Below are 19,710 nucleotides of genomic sequence, written 5' to 3'. Positions count from 1 at the left end.
GGGCTTACGCGTCCTGAAGTGCGGGGCCACGAACTTCGTCGTCAAAAGACGCTTGTCCCTTAATGAAGAAGCTGCAGAAGTACACGACCAACCCGCCGGAAAAGAAGCAGCCAGCGATCAGGCGCGCCCAGTAAAACACTGCGATCTTGTCCTGAGTGACCATAAACGACAGTGCTTCACCGCTTTCTGGCATACGTTGCAGCCAGATTTGCAGGATGCCTGCACCCGTCAGGAACAGGGTGATGAACACCATGGAGATGGTCATCAACCAGAACCCCCACATTTCCACCACCTGGGCCTCGTTGCTGTTGCCGTAAGGCCGGCCCCGCATGATCGGCATGGCGTAGGAAATGATGGTGAGCACGATCATCACATAGGCGCCGTAGAACGCCATATGGCCATGGGCCGCAGTGATCTGACTGCCGTGGGTGTAGTAGTTTATCGGTGCCAGCGTATGCAGAAAGCCCCACACGCCTGCTCCCAGAAAAGCCATCACAGCAGTGCCCATAGCCCACAGAGTCGCGGCCTTATTGGGGTGATTACGTTTGCGCCGGTTGATCATAGTGAAGGCAAACAGCACCATCATGAAGAACGGAATCGGTTCCAGTGCGCCGAACACCGAGCCCAGCCACAGCCAGTATTCGGATGGCCCGATCCAGAAGAAGTGGTGACCGGTGCCGATGATGCCGGTAATCAACGCCATGGCAATGATGACGTACAGCCACTTCTCGATGACTTCCCGATCTACGCCGGTGATTTTGATCAGCACAAAGGCCAGGATGGCGCCCATGATCAGTTCCCACACGCCTTCAACCCACAGGTGTATTACGAACCACCAGTAGTACTTGTCGGTGGTCAGGTTTTCGGGGTTGTAGAAGGAGAACATCCACAGCACGGTCAGGCCGATCAGCCCAGTGATCAGTATAATATTGACCACGGTTTTGCGGCCTTTGAGGGCAGTCATCAGGATATTGAACAAAAACCCGATGAACACCAGGGCCAAGCCCATTTTGGTAATAGTCGGTTGTTCCAGAAATTCCCGGCCCATGGTGGGCCACAGTTTGTTCATGGTGATGTCCGCCAGAGTGGCGTAATCCACAAACAGGTAACCCAGAATGGTCAGCGTGCCGGCAACGGCAAATACCCAGAACAGAATCCACGCAAGCAGCGGGCTGTATAGCTCGGTTTGCGCTTCTTCCGGTACCAGATAATAGGTTGCGCCCATAAAGCCGAACAACAGCCAGACGATCAGCAGATTGGTATGAACCATGCGTGCAACGTTGAAAGGGATTTCCGGGAACAGAAAGTCACCCACCACGTATTGCAGGCCCAGAATCAGACCGAAAACGATCTGGCCGGCAAACAGAATTAAGGCAAAGATGAAGTAGGGCATGGCGACCCGTTGAGACTCGTATTTCATATTTTTTCCTTAACCTTCGATGTTGGGTGGCCAGCCGTTATCGTCAATCTTGGACGTCCATTCGAGGAACGATGCCAGATCTTCGATTTCCTGGTCTGTCAGGTTGAATTGCGGCATTTGCCGGCGGCCGGGTGCGTTGGTGGGCATAGCGTTCATCCAGGCGTTCATGTACGCCTTGAACACGTCGCTGTTGCCAGCGCCACGGCGGTCGAATACGTTGGCCAATTCCGGTGCAAAGTAAGCGCCTTCACCCATAAGAGAATGACAGCCAACGCAGTTGTTGTTTTCCCAGACGTGTTTGCCATTAACAACCTGCTCGGTGAGCTGGTCCCGGTTATCTCGCTCGGGCATCGCCCGCGATTGAGTGTCAAAAGTCAGAATCAGAAACAGCAGGATGAAGAACGTGCTTCCTCCCAAATAGATGTTTCTGGCCATGCTTTTGGTAAAGCGTTCGGCCATTGGACTGCCCCCCTTGGTTGATTTGAACTACCTGACGAACTCACTAACGAGTCAATAAGATGTATCAGTAATGAATATTATCGGTCGTCACGACGTTTCATGCCAGCAGGCAGGGGGGTTACCTCTGAAGAGGTAGAGGTAGGTCGGGGTAAGGTTTTGAGGTTCCCCGGTTAGCGGGGAACCGCCTTTACCTCGCTGTCAGCAGGGCGTTGAGCCCCTGCAATATCTATTCGGGCATGGCGCACAACGCTGATACCGGCCGATATGGCCAGGGCGCTCATAATGGCGGCCACACTCAGATCCGGCCAGGCGCTTCCGGTTCCGAACACGCCCAGAGCGGCTGCCATCACGGCCAGGTTGCTGATGGCGTCATTCCGGCTGCATAGCCAGACCGAGCGCATATCAGAGTCGCCATCCCGAAACCGGAAAAGCACCAAGGCAACGCCCACGTTGGCAACCAGAGCCAGCAGGCCAATCATGCCCATGGTAAAGGGTTCGGGGGTAACACCCTGTTCCATCACCCAAAGTGCACGGGCCAACACCATTATGCCGAACACCACCATGGTAATGCCTTTCACCATGGCCGCGCGGCCGCGCCAGAGCATGCCGAGAGACATAACCGAAAGTGACAGAATGTAGTTGGCGCTATCGCCAAAGAAGTCGATGGCGTCCGCCATCAGCGAAACGGAGCCAGATTGCAAACTGGCAGCACCTTCCACAAAAAACATGGCCAGATTAACCCAAAGGGCAATCCACAGTGCACGCCGAAAACCTGGGGCAGGGGATTTCAGTTCTGGTCCAGAGCAACTGCATGCCATAAACACCTCCTATAATAAGCTGGCTTTATATTGAAAGCCCTGTAGTTACTACAGGGTCAACACCAACCATGTCTTTTCAGAAGGTAATTACACAGGATGTAAGTAGTAACCCACAGGGTGTCGTCAATCTGTAGTGGTCAACTCATCCCGGACAATGTTCAAAGCGCTACTCAGTCCCTTAGGGGAAATGCCGGCGAATTCAATCCCAGTATGGGGGGTCGCCAAAATAACCGTCAATAAAGTCAACGAAACTTCGAACCTTGCTCGCCAGCAGCTGCCGGTGCGCATACACCGCGTAGAGCCCCATAGGCTCGGGTTCATACTCCGGCAGGACGACCTGTAGCTTTCCTTCCTTGATTGCCGAGCCTGAAATAAAGGTAGGTTGCAAGGCAATGCCCGCGCCAGCGATGGCGGCTTCGATCAGCACATCTCCATTGTTGCTTATCATGTGGCTGATGCCGTCTTGACGATTGCTTTGCAGCCAGCGGTACACGGGCTGGCTGGTATCCAGCTCCATGTAGCTATAGCGCAGGTGACGGTGGCCCCTGAGGTCTTCAGGGTGCTGGGGAGTGCCGTGTTGTTTCAGGTAGGCCGGTGAGGCGCACAACAACAGCCGTACCGGTGCGATCCGTTTGGCGATCAGTGAGGAGCTTTTCAGGTGGCCGATTCGCAGCACTACATCAAACCCCTCCTCGACGACGTCGACCTTGCGGTCGTTCAGTTGCAGATCGATGCCTACGCCCGGATGCGCTTTCTGGAATTCATTCAGGAACGGCGTCATGTGGCGGATAGCGAAGGACACAGGTGCACTGATACGGAGCAGACCCTGGGCCTGGGTTTGCAGGTCTCCGATTTGGCTCTCCATGTCATCGATGTCGTTCAGTACCTGTTGAGCCTGCTGGTGATAGCTCGTTCCGGCCTCGGTCAGGTGGATCTTGCGGGTGGTGCGGTTGAGCAGGCGTACGCCCAAGTGTTGCTCCAACTGGGACACGTACTTGCTGACCAGCTGCGGGGACATTTCCAGACGGTCGGCGGCGCGGGTGAAAGTGCCTGCGTTCACCACTGTGACGAAGGCGCGCATGGCATCGATACGGTCCATTGGTTTCTCCTGACTCTGTGACTTTCGGCCATTATCAACATTTTATTGATAATAAAGCATCGATCGCCATCTTAGTCTTTTGACCCGGTGACAGTAAGGTGTGTTCAACATCCGGAGCGCGTCTTCAGGACAAATAAACAGATCAAAATTCAAGGTAACTATGATGAGCTCCAAATTTGCACAGACGTTATTCAACTCCAACGGCGGTTATGCCGCTTTGGTCCTGCGGGTACCGGTGGGGCTGGTCCTGGCGGCTCACGGCGCTCAGAAACTCTTCGGATGGTTCGGTGGCTATGGTCTGGAAGGGACCGGGCAGTGGTTGGCCAGCATCGGCTTGGAGCCGGGCTACCTGATGGCTTTGCTGGCCGGCGGTGCCGAGTTCTTCGGTGGTCTGGCGCTGGTGCTGGGCCTGCTGACCCGTCCGGCTGCTCTGGTTACGGCCTTTGCCATGCTGGTCGCCATTTTCGCCGTGCATATCGGTAATGGTCTGTTCATGTCCAACAACGGCTACGAGTACGCCCTGACTTTGTTCGCCGTTACGCTTGCGCTGGCAATTCAGGGCGCCGGCCGGTTTGCTCTGGACGGTGTGCTGATGGGGCGCCTGGCCGGCGAAATCGCTACCCCGACGAAACAACACATATAAAAGATCTGGTTGATCTTAAGGAGAAAAGACAATGAAGATATTGGCCATTAGCGGCAGTTTGCGTAAGGGTTCCTTCAATACCCAACTACTGAAAACGGTTGCAGAGTTTGTCGATCGAGGCACATCGATCGAAGTGTTTGATCTTGCCGATATACCCCTCTACAACGGCGATCTGGATGGTGACAGCAAGCCGGCACCGGTGCAGGCTTGGTTGGATGCCATCGCCGATGCCGACGGCATGCTGATCGCCACCCCGGAATACAATTACAGCGTCCCTGGTGTCCTTAAAAATGCCATTGACTGGGCCTCGCGACCGGCATTTAACTCAGTGATGCGCGGCAAGCCCACCGGCGTAATGAGCAGTTCGATGAGCACTCTTGGCGGGGCCCGAGCTCAGGTTCATCTGCGTGACATTCTTGCGGCGACCCTGACGCCAGTGTATCTGGCTCCGGATTTCGCCCTGGCTTCCGCGCATACCGCTTTTAATGAGGAAGGCCGTCTGGTTGATGAGTCTACCCGAGATTTTCTGCAGAAGTACATGACGGGCTATACCCATTGGCTGGCCAGCCAATGACGCACTCCACCGCAACGCTCAACGAGCACATTGCTCAGCCGGTCTTATTCATTCCCCACGGAGCGGGTCCCTGTTTTTTTATGGACTGGACTCCGGCCGATGCCTGGGACGGTATGGCTGCCTTTTTGGGGGGGAATAGCGGCGTCGTTGCCGTCTCGCCCTCGTGCGATCTTGCTGATCTCTGCGCACTGGCTGACGCCGGGATTCAGCGTAACAGGGGGCGCAAAACCTGAGTTGATTTTTGACTACTACGGGTTCCCCAGGCATACCTACGAACTCACGTATCCGGCGCCCGGAGCGCCGGCACTGGCTGAGCGAGTTTCGAGCCTGTTGTCGGAGGCGGGACTGACCAGCCATCAAGATAGTCAGCGTGGATTCGATCACGGAATGTTTATACCGCTGAAGCTGATGTTCCCCGATGCCGATATTCCCGTGGTGCAATTGTCTCTGCAAGATGGCCTAGCCCCAGCGGCGCACCTGGCCGCCGGAGAGGCCCTGCAGCCGCTGCGTGAAGACGGCGTACTGATCATCGGTAGCGGCATGAGTTTCCACAATATGCGTGGTTATGGAGACGCAAATTTTACACCGCTCTCGGAGGCTTTCGATGACTGGCTCAGCCAGGCGGTTGCGGCCGATCCCAAGCAGCGTAAGGCAGCACTTCACGACTGGATCAGCGCACCACATGCCCGCCAATGCCATCCACCTGGGGGGGAGGAACACCTGATACCACTGATGGTGGCCGCCGGTGCTGCTGGTCAAGAAATTGGCCGCAAGATCTACTCAGAAAAAGTTTTAAAAACACAGCTTTCAGCCTATCGTTTTGGCTAATACATCTGCTCGACAGAACATTGCCTATATCTGAGAAAGCACAGCAGGAGATTTCGATCTCACAGCCGTTTTGGCAGAATCTTAATTTTTACCAGGCCTGTGGGTGCCTGGCACGTGATTCTCGTGGTCGCTGTGCTTTTTGTGCAAATTTTCCAGTTCTGAGCTGAGCCCTCCCAGAATGCCGCACTCCTGAACCGTGGTGCCACCAGCATTCGAGCAGGCTTTTTGCAGTTGCTCCAGGGTTTGTTCGAGGTTTGCGAGCTCCTTCAACCGGTCGCGCACGTGGCTCAAATGTCGGGCCAGAAGGGCGTCAACTTCATGGCAGTCTGCTTCGGGGTTTTCGGACAGCCGAATCAACTCGCGGATTTCGTCCTGAGTCATATCAAGGTTACGACAACGCTTGATGAACAAAAGACGGTTCAAGTGTGCGTTACGATAAACACGGTAGCCGCTGGCGTCTCGATCCGGCTTTAGCAGCAAACCGATTTTTTCATAGTAGCGAATCGTTTCCACGGGAACGGATGCGTGCCCGGATACCTCACCAATTTTCATCACATCGGGTTTCCTGATGGTTGATTTTGCCCGGGAGTTTTACAGGCTGTCCAGGTTGTCCAGCAAATAGTTGGCGCGTTTCAGCAAAGCGTCGCGGCGCTCCGGTTTTTGTTTTTCCCAATTGCGATACATCATAGTCATGCGCGGATTTTTAGCGAACTGATCACGGTGGCGGTCAATAAAGTGCCAATACAGCGAGTTGAACGGGCAAGCGTCGTCTTCGGTGGCTTTCGCCACTTTGTAATGGCAGTTTTTACAGTGGTCTGATTGGCGCTGGATGTACTTACCGCTGGCGGCGTAAGGTTTTGAGCCTAAATAGCCACCGTCGGCGTGCATCACCATGCCCAGCACGTTGGGAAGTTCCACCCAGTCGTAGGCATCCACATAGACCGCCAGATACCAGTCACAAATTTCATCGGGTGTAATGCCGGCCAGCAGGGCGAAGTTGCCGGTCACCATCAAGCGTTGAATGTGGTGGGCATAGCCATTGCGGCGGGTGGCATCAATGGCTTTGTGCATACAGCGCATGCGGGTGTCGCCGGTCCAGTAGAACCCGGGTAGGGCGCGGTCATTGCCCAACTGGTTATTGCGGGCGTACTCGGGCATGTGCAGCCAGTAAATGCCGCGTACAAACTCACGCCAGCCGACAATTTGACGAATAAATCCTTCCACCGCGTTGATGGGCGCACGCCCAGCGTACCAGGCTTGGGCCGCCTGCTTGCATACGGCAAGCGGGTCTAGCAAGCCGCAGTTTATGTAGGGCGACAATATGGAATGGAACAACCAGTCTTCGTGGTCGGATATCGCGTCTTGGTAGTCGCCAAAGCAGGGCAGGGCGTAGTCAATGAAGTGTTCCAGGGCTTTCTCGGCGTCGGCGGCGGTCACTGCAAAATGAAAGTCGTCGCTGCTGCCAAAATGGTCGCCGAAGTGTTTTTCTACCATGTCGATGACTTCTTGGGTGACGGCATCCGGTTCGATCCGGAACGGCGCTGGAGCAGGTGGTTTGCCCGTCCATTTTTGGCGGTTTTCGGCGTCGTAGTTCCATTCGCCGCCTTCAGGCTTTTGCTCCGGGGTCATCAGTAGCCCGGTTTTGCGCCGCATTTCCCGGTAGAAATATTCCATGCGCAGCTGTTTGCGGCCTTCGGCCCAATCGGCAAATTCTTGTGTAGTCGCAATAAAACGGGTGTCCGGGCGAATTTCTGTCGTTACGCCCAGGGTTTCATGCCACTGGCTGATAATGTCGTGCAGCCGCCATTCGCCGCACTCGGTGGTAATAATGCGCTCGGGTTGGTGGGCCTTTATTTGCTCGGCCATCACCTGTTCCAGGCTTTGCGCCGTGTTATCGGGGTGATAGCGCTGGTAATGCACGCTGTAGCCGTCGGCTTCCAACTGGCCGGCAAAATGGCGCATGGCACTGAACAGCAGTATCAGTTTTTTCTTGTGGTGGTTGGTGTAGCTGGCTTCGCTGTGAACTTCCGCCATAACGATGCGGTCGGTATCGCGATCGGCGCCTTCCAGAGCGCTCAGGCCTGGCGTTAGCTGGTCTGCGAGAATCAAAATCAGGTTAGCCATAGTGCTTTGTCCAGACAGTGTGTGTTCCAAAAGGGGTAGCCAACATACTCAATAAGCGCAACAGTCGCGTCATTTCAGGCTTGATACACTGTTGTCATGTTCACAGATGATACGAATCAACATGGCGGCGCTAAAACACGGTTACGATGCCGGTTTACAGTCTGCTTCAAACTCAAGGCGCCCAGAGTCTTTATTTATGGCTTCCACAACCGCAGTTCCGTCTTCTGACACCATTATTCTGCCCGAATTTACCTGGGACGACGCGCTCATTCGCCGCTACGATCTGAGCGGCCCGCGCTATACCTCTTACCCTACGGCGGTGGAATTCAATCAGACGTATCCGATTAACGATATGGTGCAGGCGGCCGCACGCAGCAAGGCCACCGGCCGACCGCTGTCGTTGTACACCCACATCCCGTTTTGCGCGCACCTGTGCTACTACTGCGCGTGCAATAAGGTCATCACCAAGAAGCGTAATAATGCCCAGCCTTATGTGCAGCGCCTGCTGAAAGAAGCGGCCATGCAAGCCAAATTATTCGGTGCTGACCGGCCGGTGAAACAGTTGCACTTGGGCGGCGGCACGCCAACGTTCCTGCCCCGCGATGTAATGCGCGAACTGATGCACGGCTACGGCGAACTGTTCAATCTGCAAACCGATGGCAGTCACGACTACAGTATTGAAATCGATCCCCGTGAAGTGGATGACGACACCCTTTCCACACTGTGGGAGTTGGGCTTTAACCGCATCAGCCTGGGCGTGCAGGATGTAAATTCCCAGGTGCAAAAAGCGGTCAACCGGATACAGCCTAAGGAAATGACCCGCGGGGTGTTGGATGAAGCGCGCCGCCTGGGCTTTGGTTCCATTAACCTGGACCTGATTTACGGTCTGCCGTATCAGACCCCGGACAGCTTTGCGGAAACACTAGAAGAAGTGATCGACATGTCGCCAGACCGGCTGTCGGTGTTCAGTTACGCCCATTTGCCAGAGCGGTTCTACCCGCAAACACGGCTCAAGGGCGACACCATGCCCACGGCGCAGCAAAAGCTGAGCATTTTGCACAACACCATTAATCGACTGCTGGATGCTGGCTACGAATACATTGGCATGGACCACTTTGCCAAGCCGGATGACAGCCTGGCGCTAGCCCAGCGCGCCGGTCGCCTGCATCGTAATTTTCAGGGTTACACCACCCACTCCGATTGCGATCTGGTGTCGCTGGGTGTGTCGGCCATCGGCCAGACCGACGATGCGTACTTCCAGAACAACCACGATCTGCCATCCTGGGAGGCCGCGATAGATTCAGGTCAGCTGGCGATCACCAAAGGTGTGAACCTGACCCGCGACGACCGCCTGCGGCGCTGGGTTATTGGCCAGCTGATCTGTCAGTTCCGTCTGGATCGTCAGCAATTTGCTGCCGAATGGAACGAAGATTTTGACCGATATTTTGCCGATGAACTGTTACGTCTAAAGCCGATGATGGCCGACGAGCTGATTGCGGATAACGGCTGCGTACTGCAGGTGCAGCCCGCTGGACGGCTGCTTATTCGTGCCATTTGTCAGATTTTTGATGCCTATCGCAAAGAAGGGGCCACTCAGCGGTTTTCGCGAATTATCTGATGTTTATTAGGTAATTCTACTCTGGTAGGCCCGCCCTGACGTCTGTTAAAGCAATCTGGAACATAAAAAGGGTGCCTTCATGGCACCCTTTTTATGTTCCAGATTGGTTGTTGCGCAGCTATACTTAGAGCAGATATCTCCTCATCGGAGGTTATGCCATGAACGACAAAGCCTTTCACTTCCTCATGTTGCAACTAGGCCAGCTGACACCCAGCCAGCGGCATCAACTACACAGCTATTTCCAACAGGCAGATACGGGCGCGGCGGACACGCTGCTCGTCGAGCACTCTCCCACCTGCTGTCCGCATTGCCAGGCATCGCGGCTCAGGCCACAATCTGCCGCGTTACCGTTGCGCCCAATGCAGGCGTACTTGCAATCCGTTGACCGGAACTCCGTTGGCACGCCTGCGTAAACGTGAGCAATGGTTCTGCTACGCTCAGGCGCTAATCGACGGCAAAACCGTGCGCCAGGCTGCGACTGAGTGTCACATCAACAAGAACACGGCCTTCTTGTGGCGCCACCGCTTCTTGGCTCTGGTTGCGGGGCATCAGGCTCTACGCGAGTCCGGCATCGTGGAAGCGGATGAGACCTTCTTTCTGGAGTCCTTCAAAGGCCAGCGAAAAATCTCTCGCAAGGCCCGTCAGCGGGGCGGAGTCAGCCTAACTCGCGGAACGGGGCCCGACCAAATTCCAGTGCTGGTGGTGCGTGATCGGACCGGGGAAACCGCAGATTTTATCTTGCCAAAGCTCAATGCCATCGAAGTCAGCCGCGCACTCAAGCCGTTGGTCGCAGCGGATGTCTGTCTCTGTACTGACGGGGCCTCGGTTTATCGGGCTTTTGCGACAAAAGCGGGAATCGAGCACCAGGCTGTATCTGCTCGCCGGCCCCGTGTCCGCGGTGCTTTTCATATCCAGAACGTCAATGCGTACGACAGTCGATTGAAAAACTGGATGATTCGGTTCCACGGTGTGGCGACCAAATACCTGAAGAACTACTTGGGTTGGCGACGGTTGCTGGAGCGATACCCTGAGCTAACTCCCGAATGCTGTTTGCTGGAAGCAACCGGTCGAGTATCGCAACAACTAATTGGGACATAGCCTACTTGATACACACTCCGTGTGGCACGGATCATTGGTTTGACTTGAACTCGGGTATGGCCATATAAAACCTGTCGGGCAGTATCACACTGAAGCCGTATCAGAGTGTCTGGTTGTCTAATCGCGAGTAGGGCAGAATGCCTTCATGCCCAAAACGCTTGCCCTTCGACAACCCAGAATACTCCTGCTTTCGGCCTATGACGCAGGCAGCCATCGTCGCTGGCGAGAGCAGTTGGTGCTCAGCCAGCCGGAATTTGAATGGCATGTGCTTGCCCTGTCGCCGAGATTTTTCCGCTGGCGGATTCGAGGTAACGCGCTGACCTGGCTGAGCGAGCCGCTGTTGAAGGAGCGTTGGGACCTACTGTTAGTGACGTCCATGGTCGACCTGGCGTCAGTCCGAGGTTTTCATCCGAACCTGGCTCGTACGCCGGCGTTGCTCTATATGCATGAAAACCAGTTTGCCTATCCGGCATCCGATGGCCAGCACAATAGCATTGATCCTCAAATGGTGAACTTATACAGCGCTATTGCTGCCGATACCGTGCTGTTCAACAGCGACTGGAACCGGCGCAGCTTTCTTGAGGGTGTTGAGCAACTCTTCCGGCGATTGCCCGATGGTATCCCGGAGGGAACTCTCGAACTCATTTCCGCGAAATCCCGGGTTCTGCCGGTCCCCATCGATGACCCTGTGTTCCTCAGTGAAGCGGAACGCCAGAGCCTTGAGGCGGGCGAGCGTTTATGGCGCAATGGCCTTGAACCCGGGCCTGGTGCATTACCCCTGAGAATTGTGTGGGCGGCGCGCTGGGAATACGACAAGGGTCCTGACCGGCTGCTTGCGATTCTGCAGGAACTTGAGCGCAGAGCGGTGAGTTTTCAGGTGTGTGTCCTTGGTGAAAGTTTCCGCAAAGTCCCCGAAGCCATGACGACTATTCAACAGCAGTTTGCCCATCGGCTCGTGCAGTTTGGATACGCATCGAGCCGCAGCGAGTATTACGAGTGGCTGGGGAGCGCGGACGTGATTCTTTCAACCGCGTTACATGAGTTTCAGGGGCTGGCGGTGCTTGAGGCTGTGGCCGCTGGCTGTGTGCCCATTGTGCCGGCAAGGGAAGCCTACCCGGAGTTGTTTGCACCGGAATACTTGTATCCGGACTGTGGCGACGACATTCCGGCCGAGGCGGCTCATGCAGCGGCGTTGATTGAAAAGCAGGCTGTGGATAGCCATGGTGACCGATTAACAGTGCCGGATGTACAGCGTTTCAGCCTCGGCGCATTGAAGCCGGCCTACAAAGCATTACTGTCGGGCGCTATCGCAGAGAACGCGTGAAGCACGGCTATTCGTAACGGTATTGTGTCCAACGTCTCATGTTTTACCCGGCTCTGGGCCGCAGGGTTACATTCCCGAACCTGAAGGTTATAATCGGGCGGCGGCTCAGGATGAGCTCGAAAAAACACAAATCTTCAGGGATCGAAGATATGCCCCAGGCAAACGGACTGCAGTTTACCGCCCATGTTGGCGAACTTCCCTCTGATTTATTTTCCGTTGTCGGCTTCACGCTGACAGAGCGGCTTAGTGAGCTTTTTTACGGCCGCCTTGAGCTGGCCAGTACCAACGCAGACGTTGATGCCTTCAGTGTTTTGGAGCAATCGGTCGTTTTGGTGGTCTGGCAAGACGGTGCGCCCCTTCGCCGTATCACAGGTGTGGTCAACGAGTTTGCCCGGGGAGGCAGCGGCCACCGCCGTACCCGCTACGAATTGATCATTCAGCCGCCTTTGTGGCGCTTAGGGCTGATGCACAATAGTCGCATATTCCAGACTCAGACCACAGATACGATCGTGCGCACGCTGCTCAAAGAGCGGGGCGTTGTAAACACTATGTTTGATCTTAAACGCACCCCACAGAAACGGGAATACTGCGTACAGCATCGGGAAAGCGATCTGGCATTTATTGAGCGAATGGGTGCAGAGGAAGGTTGGCATTACCGCCACCAGCACGGCAGCGTAGACGGAAACGAACAGCCCGGCCTGATCATTGCCGATCATCACGGCGACGCGCCCCGGCTGGAAGCCGCCGAATATAACGGCAAAGCGGGGGGAAGCACCAAGCAGCCTGCCGTGTTCCGCTTCCGCTTTGAGGAGCGCGTTCGCGTCGCCTCCGTGGCCATGAAAGATTACACCTTCAAGAACCCTGCCTACGCGCAAATGCACGAGCACAGCGCGGCCAGTCCCAACCAGCGCCAAGACTATCAACACTTCGACTACCCGGGCCGATTCAAAGCCGACGCCAGCGGCCAGCCGTTTACCGAAGCGCGACTGGATGCCCTCAGAAACGACGCCAGCACCGCCAACGGCGAGAGTAACCGCGCAGACTTTACTTGCGGCGCCAAAGTAGCGTTAACCGAGCATAACAGCCCTGACTTAAACCGGGACTGGTTGCTCATCGCCGTCACTCACACCGGCAAACAGCCCCAGGCGCTGCAAGAAGAAGCCGGTTCTGAACCGACCACCTACCACAATGCATTCAGCGCTGTTCCTGCTGACAAAACCTGGCGGCCTTTACCCGCACATCGCCTGCGTATGGACGGCCCACAGATTGCTATCGTCACCGGCCCGGAAGGTGAGGAAATTCACTGTGATGAATTTGGCCGGGTAAAGGTGCGCTTCCCGTGGGATCGTTATTCAGAAAATAATGAACACAGCAGCGCCTGGCTTCGAGTCAGCCAGGGCTGGGCAGGTGGTCAGTACGGTTTTATGGCGATACCGAGAATCGGAAACGAAGTTATTGTTTCCTTTCTGGACGGCGACCCGGATCAGCCCATCATCACCGGGCGGACTTACCACGCCACCAACACGCCGCCTTACGCGCTGCCAGAACACAAAACCCGCACCACTCTGAAAACTCGCACCCACAAGGGCGAAGGCAGCAACGAACTGCGCTTTGAAGATGAAGCAGAAAAGGAGCAGGTTTATGTTCATGCCCAAAAAGACCTGAATCTACTGACGGAAAACAACCGCACCGAAGTGATCAATAACAACAGCCACCTGACCGTTGAGAATGACCGGTTCAGCCACGTAAAAAACAACGACCACATCACCGTTGGCGGCGAAAAGCGCCAGTCCGTTGGCGGCGACAGCAGTAAGAAAATTGGTGGAACGTTTCACCAGCAATCCGGAAGCGCCACGTTCAGCGAAGCCGGTACTGAAGTTCACCACAAGGCCGGCTCTAAAGTCGTTATTGACGCAGGTGTCGAAATCACACTGGCCGCCGGCGGCAGCTTCCTGAAACTTGACCCCAGCGGCGTTACGTTGAGCGGGCCGGGAATCATGATTAACTCTGGGGGGAGCCCTGGAAGTGGTTCCGGGCAGGGTGTTTTGATGCCGGGACTGCCGGAGATGATTGAGGGCGATCAACCCAGTGCATCTGCGCAAGTGGCTTTGGAAGAGGTGGGGCAGCGGGAAAACGCCCGGGCGATCAATGTTGAATCTCAGGCGGCTGCGCTCAGAAAGGGCAACGCAACATGCCCTCTGTGTGAGGAGCAGGGTTCATGAACGAGGGTTGCTGTCCAATTTCTCAATCTCCTTTTGACCACTTACCCTGGCCTGACCATTCCGTTGTCGCACTTATTCTGGATGGAGTCGCTATTTCGCCGCTTGGCAAACACATTTACCAATGGGCCGGCGACCAGCCGGTCAATGCCGAATGCTTGTACGCCGCAACTCGCTGGGAGGTAATGTCAGACTTGTCTCCCTGGCTTGTGTGGTTAAGCGGGCCGGAAGATCCGGTGCTGCAGGGGTTTCTCAAACAAGGGCCTATGCAAGAGAACGGCTATTTATTGGTTTCTGCCCAAGACCGCGCTACCGTTTCCCGTTGGCTGCGGTCGCTCCTGAGTGTTGAAACGGCACAAGGTTGCGACGAGTTGATGCGCATTGCTCACCCGGCGCTGGCTCGGTCCGTTATCGGGAACAATCTGACCGGCTCTGACATTGGGATCGTAGACAAGCTGATTGTCCCGGACTGTATCAGCGAACAATGGTATTTGGTTGAGCCGCCGGCCGTTCGACCGTCCAAGAAAGCCGGTCAAACCGAGAAACAAAATACGTTACCGGAATTGAAGAAGGCCTTCAGGGCTTTCAATCGACGCAAAGAGGCACTGCAGATATGGAATAGCCTCGGGGAGCCCGTGCGTAAGCAATTGGGTGGCCCCCAATTGTGTGATGCCTACCCGGCGCTTCGTAAAATACTGGATGAGGCACTCGTCAATGAGTGCGGCAGCTTACGAAACGCGATGCAGTTTCTGTTTGCAGCGTTGCCCAATCTGGCCGGCGGCAATGCCGCCACTGAACCCGCAGTCCCGATGGATCAAGGATGAACCATGGCAAGGATACAACGCCCCACTAATGACCGCGAAAGCAGCGATCTGCTGTGCTGGGAGCAACCGGGCACGCCCATCGATGAGCCTGCTTCCTGCCCATTACTAAAGTCCGTTCACTTGCTGCCTGTTCGCTACGGCAGAGTGGAAGTCGCACCTGTCGATACCGACCCAGGCTACCCTTACTCGCTGAGCTCCCGCCCGGTGGGTTATCGCCTTCTGAGAAATGGCTATATTTATGTACTGGATGCTGATGCGGGTGGAGACTCCGGTGGAGATACAAATAGAGAGAAGCTCCATGAGTATCTGCACAAGGATGGTGAACTGACCGGATATAACGGCGGCAAGCTGGAATACCCGACTTCTCACACGCTGTACGTCGCTTTTTCTGAGATGGAATGGACAGCGCGGAAAAAATCACAAGTACTGGATGATTCCGAAGAGCGTGATGAGCTTTTACAAAAAATCGATCTTGCCAGTGCCTCAGCGCTGAGTGGCGGCGAGTTCCTTCTTACCCCGGATCAGGCGAAGGCACGGATTGCCGAATTTGCCGAAGACAATGTTCCGGAGCCAACCGAAGGTGCCCATCCACAAGAAAGCGAACTCTACCACTGGGAAAATCAGCCCTATTACCACAGAAGCCGGTTTGGCAAACTGATAAAACAGCAGAAGATAGACGACACCTCTAATTGCCTCTGTCTGGTTCTGCGAGACGACGTGGGCGTTATGCTGGATCTGGCACAGCATCAGGACGACGTGGTGGGATGGATTGAGAACTGGGCAGAAGAGGGAAGCAACGAGCGAGACTATTTTCTTGGCACGTTGATTGAGTCAATGACCCTGCTGGACGAACAGGGCTTGGGCTCCATGATGTCCAATTCAGATCACCCTGCTATCGCCTCCATGCGGCAGGATCTGAAAGCTATGTCCGAAAGCGATCGCTCGGATACTCAGTCGGCGCTACTGGCAGCCTTAAAAAGACAAGGAGACGAGCGCCGACCTGGCCCCAACGACGCATCTCTTCCTGCTGAAGTTAAAGCGAAAGTTGAAGAAATTCGGGCTACAGCCAACCGCACTAACGCTTACAGCATCGTGCCCAAAATGCAGAGAGCGGTGGATGAGTGGTATTTGCGACAGGCGATGAAAGGGGCGCAGCCGGATTTTGTGGATGCCCACATTGAAGGTATTGCCGCTTTGAAGAAAAGTCACCGCGAGCATCTGGAGTCGATTCTTGAAGGACAGGGTTTTGGCAATCGTGGAATCAACGACCTGATTGACCGCGAGGCCATGGATCAGTTCATGACAGGCCAGCGAGCGAAACTTGCTCGGTGGCAGTCGTTGTTGACGGCTATAACCAATGACCGTGTACAACTGCTGACAGACAATCGCTACCATCATGCAGCCTGGTATTTTGACCCGAAAGATAAGACGCAGCTCGAGGCAGCACTGGATCTTGAGTACGCTTGCCTTAAAGACATCTGCCGTTCCGATGAGGCGAGCGAGGGCGTGTTGGAGTGGTTGAACACGCACCCTCAATACAGTCGCCCACTGTTCCATACGCTGCCAAAGAACGACCGGTCGGCAGACGGTGAGCTGGCGAAAACCTACGCCATTGTCGGCAACGCTGGCTACGCCGTGGTGACCCGGGCGGCGAATTGGGTGCAAAAAATAAAAGCCGCAGAAAATGGCAAACTGCCGGACTTCATCGGCTACTCAAAGCTGATCCAACAAAAAGCAGGTGCAGTGGGAGACACCGTGGCTCCAGCGATTGCCCTTGCCAAGGGGCGTGCTATCGAGAAGTTGTACCAGGCGATTGGAAGCCAGACCTTGCCAGAGCTGGATGATCTTTTCCGAGATCTTCCGTATTTTTTCAAGCGCAGCATGCTGGACGCTATAGACCAGGGCAAGGCGGAATTTCGCGTTGCGTCGCAAGGCGAGTTGGCGACGTTCCGGAACAATCTCACAAAGATGCTGCAGCTTGATCAACAGATGAAACAGCTTCAGAACGACCATGACGTTGCCAAATCAACCCATGGCCATCGCTCCGAAAAAGCCCAGGGGCTGGTGGCTGAATTTAAGGCGACCCGTGAAAAGCACCGTAAAGTCGGTAAACAGGTAGCGGCGGCCCTTAGCCCGGTTGAGGAAATCGACACCGGCCTGAAACTGGAAACAGCCGTTACCGGTCGTGCCGGCCTGACGTTGGTTCTGCCGGCATTGGATCAGCAGGAATTGGGGAGATTGGTGGGGCATTTCCGGCAGGGTTTGGCCTCGGCTCATCGAGTGAACCTGATGGGGGATGGGCTTGGGGCAATGGTGTTCGTAGCGCAATTGGTAAATTTTGGAACTGCATTGGTTGAGCTTGTTTCATCTGAAAACAAGCAGAAATTTTGGCAAGATAACCTGACGCGCTTGGGTGAGAGTTTTTGGGCCACCTCAGCGGCAGGTTTTTTGGCTGCTCAGGGAGTCATGGATACCGCCTATGGCGCCAGGGCTCAAGCCTTGGCCAGTGCTTGGCAGCGTAGTGCGGTGACTAGTGTGCATATCCAAATGGGTAAGTTGCATGTTGCACTGGGCATTTTTGCCTATGGTGCGGGGGCTGTCAGTGCAGTCCTTAGTGCGGGCAAACATCGGGAAAACTGGTTGAGGGCCGTCCAGACCGGCAATTCCGAAGCCCAGGCTGGCGCAGTGATGGGAATGATTGGTAGTGGGGGGCTGGCTGCTACAAATGCTTATGGGCTATCTCGAACTGGTCAGTCGTTTTTTCAGGTTCTTGCTGCACGGGGGATGGAAAGCAAGGCCGTGGCTTGGGCCACCGCAGGCCGGACTTTGTCCGGTCTCTTTGCCCGCCTGAACGTGGCGGGGCTGGTATTTACGGTTTTCGAATTGGGCGGTACCTGGCTGTACAACCGTTACAACCTTAGCGAGCGGGATAGATGGCTGCAAACTACGCCTTGGTCTCGGGAGTCTGAGCAGATCCACAATGGCTCGCTTGACGATTACACAAAGGCCTTTGCCGGGATTGGCGCCAGTGTCACCCTTGACGAAGTGCCGGGGAAGGATGAAGAACGTTCCAAGTTGCGATTAAACTGCCACGGTTTGCCGGCAGACAGCCTGGTGGAGCCTCTGCAAGGCAGAGCGCGGCACCGGGTATCGATAGCGGCCTGGCGAATTCAGCCAGGGCAGAGAGGAATGTTCTCTCTTAGTCCCGAAACTTGGGTACCCTGTACCGGTGCAATTCTCGGCAGCCTGGAGCCGTCGGCCGACACCAATCACCTGCAACTGGTCTTCAGGCCTCCAGCCCATGAAAAAACCCGGCATGGCATCCGCACCCAGCACTTTAGCCTGATGGTGAGCGTGCAAACACTGCAAGCAGATGGGCGCTACACCGGTGCTGTTTATATGCTGAAGGCGACTCCAGACAGCCAATACCCCCTGACACCCGTGCAGGAAGCACCAAAAGCCGAGATTTCCTGGTGGCAGCTCCGCCAGCCACTAATAGTGACAGAAGGTATTTGATGAACCCCAAAAGTACCCAGCCAGAACAGCCGCCCCGTGCGGGGCGTTCTGAACCTTTCCCGAGCGGCCGGCTGACCTTTTTATCGCCCAGGCCTCTGCCAACCGGCTTGCCACCGGTGGATCACGGCCATGCTGTGGGAGAAGTCAATGATGGCTACCTGGATTTTGGGACCGGGGTGACTTCGGTGTTTGGCTGGCAGATGACGCTGGGCGGACCTTTTGGTTTGTTTTTACTTGGTGCTTTCTTTTTCCCCTTTGTTGTTTTTCTTGGGGGGTTTGCTTTTGGTGATGGCTGGGAAGATGCTCAGTGGGGGTTTCGTGTAACCTTTGATTACGGCTTCTGGATCGCTGTTTGGGGAGCTCTCTTTGGATTCTTCATGCTATCTCTGCCCCGCTGGCTGGCCTATGGCAGATTAAAAAACGTGATCCCCACCCGCTTCAACCGCCAACGCCGCGAAGTGTGTTTCGTCCCAGAGGGCCAAAAAGAACCGATTTTCGTCCCTTGGGAAGAGCTGGTGGCCTGGGTCACTGAAGCCCAAGGCGTTACCGAATACGGCGTACAGCGCCAGTATGGCTTTGGCATCGGTTTCTATCATCCGGCCACAAACGAGAAATACACTCTGGAGTTTCAGACTTACGGCCAGTTCCAGGCTATCAGCAACTGGGAAGCAATCCGCGCCTACATGGAATACGAAGTTCACACCCTGAAAGAGATTCAGGATCCGTTAGATCTTCAGGGCCCGGACGACCCGCCTTGGGAAGGCGTTCACGTCTTCCGCAATGCCCGAAAGCGTCTGCATGATGAGTATCGGGAAGGCAAGCGCGGAGTGTTCTACCTGATTGGCTGGTACCTGTACCACCTCATGACCTTCTGGACGATTCCGAACCGACTGGTGGAGTGGGAGGTCAAAAAGATCAAGCGCATGAGCCAAAAGACGCTGCCCAAAGCAATGTCGGAGTGGTCGGAACCACTGCCGGAAGAGCAGTGGGCAAAGCCCAGTGACGAGCTGAAGCGCCAGAGCAAGCGGGTGTTGGAACTGCAACTTGCCAACCCTCAAAGACCTATTATCAAAATCTTTGCTCAAATGAGCGAAGAAATTTAAACCAATGTTCAGGGAGAGCATGAGGACCAAAGCAACGGACGCG

14 protein-coding genes and 2 pseudogenes are annotated in these 19,710 nt (G+C 55.3%); 10 read left to right on the top strand and 6 right to left on the bottom strand.

The annotated features are described in order from the left end of the window. Window positions 1-4: 4 nt before the first annotated feature. The 4 genes from MIH19_RS17810 to MIH19_RS17795 form a co-directional block, all read right to left on the bottom strand. Window positions 5-1,420 carry a cbb3-type cytochrome c oxidase subunit I gene (locus MIH19_RS17810; protein WP_249006128.1) on the bottom strand — a complete coding sequence of 472 codons (1,416 nt, stop codon included), beginning with the start codon at window positions 1,418-1,420 and terminating at the stop codon, window positions 5-7. Between the two features lie 9 nt (window positions 1,421-1,429). After that, window positions 1,430-1,879 carry a cytochrome c gene (locus MIH19_RS17805; RefSeq protein ID WP_249006127.1) on the bottom strand — a complete coding sequence of 150 codons (450 nt, stop codon included), beginning with the start codon at window positions 1,877-1,879 and terminating at the stop codon, window positions 1,430-1,432. Window positions 1,880-2,049: 170 nt separating this feature from the next. Beyond that, window positions 2,050-2,697, bottom strand: coding sequence for a cation transporter (locus tag MIH19_RS17800; RefSeq protein WP_249006126.1), 648 nt, complete (start codon window positions 2,695-2,697; stop codon window positions 2,050-2,052). Between the two features lie 199 nt (window positions 2,698-2,896). After that, on the bottom strand, window positions 2,897-3,796 hold the full coding sequence (locus MIH19_RS17795) for a LysR family transcriptional regulator (protein WP_249006125.1): 900 nt from the start codon (window positions 3,794-3,796) through the stop codon (window positions 2,897-2,899). 163 nt (window positions 3,797-3,959) lie between these two features. On the opposite strand from MIH19_RS17795, the gene MIH19_RS17790 reads away from it, so the two are divergent. The 3 genes and pseudogenes from MIH19_RS17790 to MIH19_RS17780 all read left to right on the top strand — a co-directional run bounded on the left by MIH19_RS17790 (window position 3,960) and on the right by MIH19_RS17780 (window position 5,841). After that, window positions 3,960-4,439, top strand: a complete 480-nt coding sequence (locus MIH19_RS17790) for a DoxX family protein (protein WP_249009048.1) — start codon at window positions 3,960-3,962, stop codon at window positions 4,437-4,439. A gap of 31 nt (window positions 4,440-4,470) precedes the next feature. Further along, complete coding sequence (locus MIH19_RS17785; RefSeq protein ID WP_249006124.1) at window positions 4,471-5,013, top strand: NADPH-dependent FMN reductase; 543 nt, start codon at window positions 4,471-4,473, stop codon at window positions 5,011-5,013. Further along, window positions 5,010-5,841, top strand: a pseudogene (locus tag MIH19_RS17780) (class III extradiol ring-cleavage dioxygenase). Before MIH19_RS17785 ends, MIH19_RS17780 begins: the two are co-directional and overlap by 4 nt. An 81-nt stretch (window positions 5,842-5,922) precedes the next feature. Here the strand turns inward: MIH19_RS17780 and MIH19_RS17775 are convergent. After that, window positions 5,923-6,393: a Cd(II)/Pb(II)-responsive transcriptional regulator gene (locus tag MIH19_RS17775; protein WP_249009047.1), complete on the bottom strand. Its 471-nt coding sequence runs from the start codon at window positions 6,391-6,393 to the stop codon at window positions 5,923-5,925. 39 nt (window positions 6,394-6,432) lie between these two features. Then, complete coding sequence (locus tag MIH19_RS17770; protein ID WP_249006123.1) at window positions 6,433-7,965, bottom strand: cryptochrome/photolyase family protein; 1,533 nt, start codon at window positions 7,963-7,965, stop codon at window positions 6,433-6,435. A 196-nt stretch (window positions 7,966-8,161) separates the two neighbouring features. Between MIH19_RS17770 and hemN the strand changes: the two genes are divergently transcribed. From hemN to MIH19_RS17735, 7 genes and pseudogenes are all read left to right on the top strand, one after another. After that, window positions 8,162-9,583, top strand: a complete 1,422-nt coding sequence (gene hemN, locus MIH19_RS17765) for an oxygen-independent coproporphyrinogen III oxidase (protein WP_249006122.1) — start codon at window positions 8,162-8,164, stop codon at window positions 9,581-9,583. 158 nt (window positions 9,584-9,741) lie between these two features. Next, window positions 9,742-10,681 (top strand): annotated as a pseudogene (locus MIH19_RS17760) (IS1595 family transposase). Between the two features lie 145 nt (window positions 10,682-10,826). Continuing rightward, complete coding sequence (locus MIH19_RS17755) at window positions 10,827-12,005, top strand: DUF3524 domain-containing protein (RefSeq protein WP_249018606.1); 1,179 nt, start codon at window positions 10,827-10,829, stop codon at window positions 12,003-12,005. Window positions 12,006-12,154: 149 nt separating this feature from the next. Further along, entirely contained in the window at window positions 12,155-14,227 is a 2,073-nt protein-coding gene (tssI, locus tag MIH19_RS17750; protein ID WP_249018568.1) for a type VI secretion system tip protein TssI/VgrG, read from the top strand. Next, window positions 14,224-15,048 carry a DUF4123 domain-containing protein gene (locus MIH19_RS17745; RefSeq protein WP_249006119.1) on the top strand — a complete coding sequence of 275 codons (825 nt, stop codon included), beginning with the start codon at window positions 14,224-14,226 and terminating at the stop codon, window positions 15,046-15,048. The genes tssI and MIH19_RS17745 overlap by 4 nt, the downstream gene beginning before the upstream one ends. Window positions 15,049-15,051: 3 nt before the next feature. Then, complete coding sequence (locus MIH19_RS17740; RefSeq protein WP_249018605.1) at window positions 15,052-18,564, top strand: toxin VasX; 3,513 nt, start codon at window positions 15,052-15,054, stop codon at window positions 18,562-18,564. Next, a complete protein-coding gene (locus MIH19_RS17735) occupies window positions 18,564-19,667 on the top strand; it encodes a hypothetical protein (RefSeq protein WP_249006117.1) in 1,104 nt (367 codons plus the stop codon). The genes MIH19_RS17740 and MIH19_RS17735 overlap by 1 nt, the downstream gene beginning before the upstream one ends. The last annotated feature ends 43 nt before the right edge of the window (window positions 19,668-19,710 follow it).

Source organism: Marinobacter sp. M1C, assembly GCF_023314135.1.
In the GTDB taxonomy this organism is placed as follows: Bacteria; Pseudomonadota; Gammaproteobacteria; order Pseudomonadales; family Oleiphilaceae; genus Marinobacter.
This window is presented reverse-complemented; position numbering and strand designations above follow the sequence as displayed.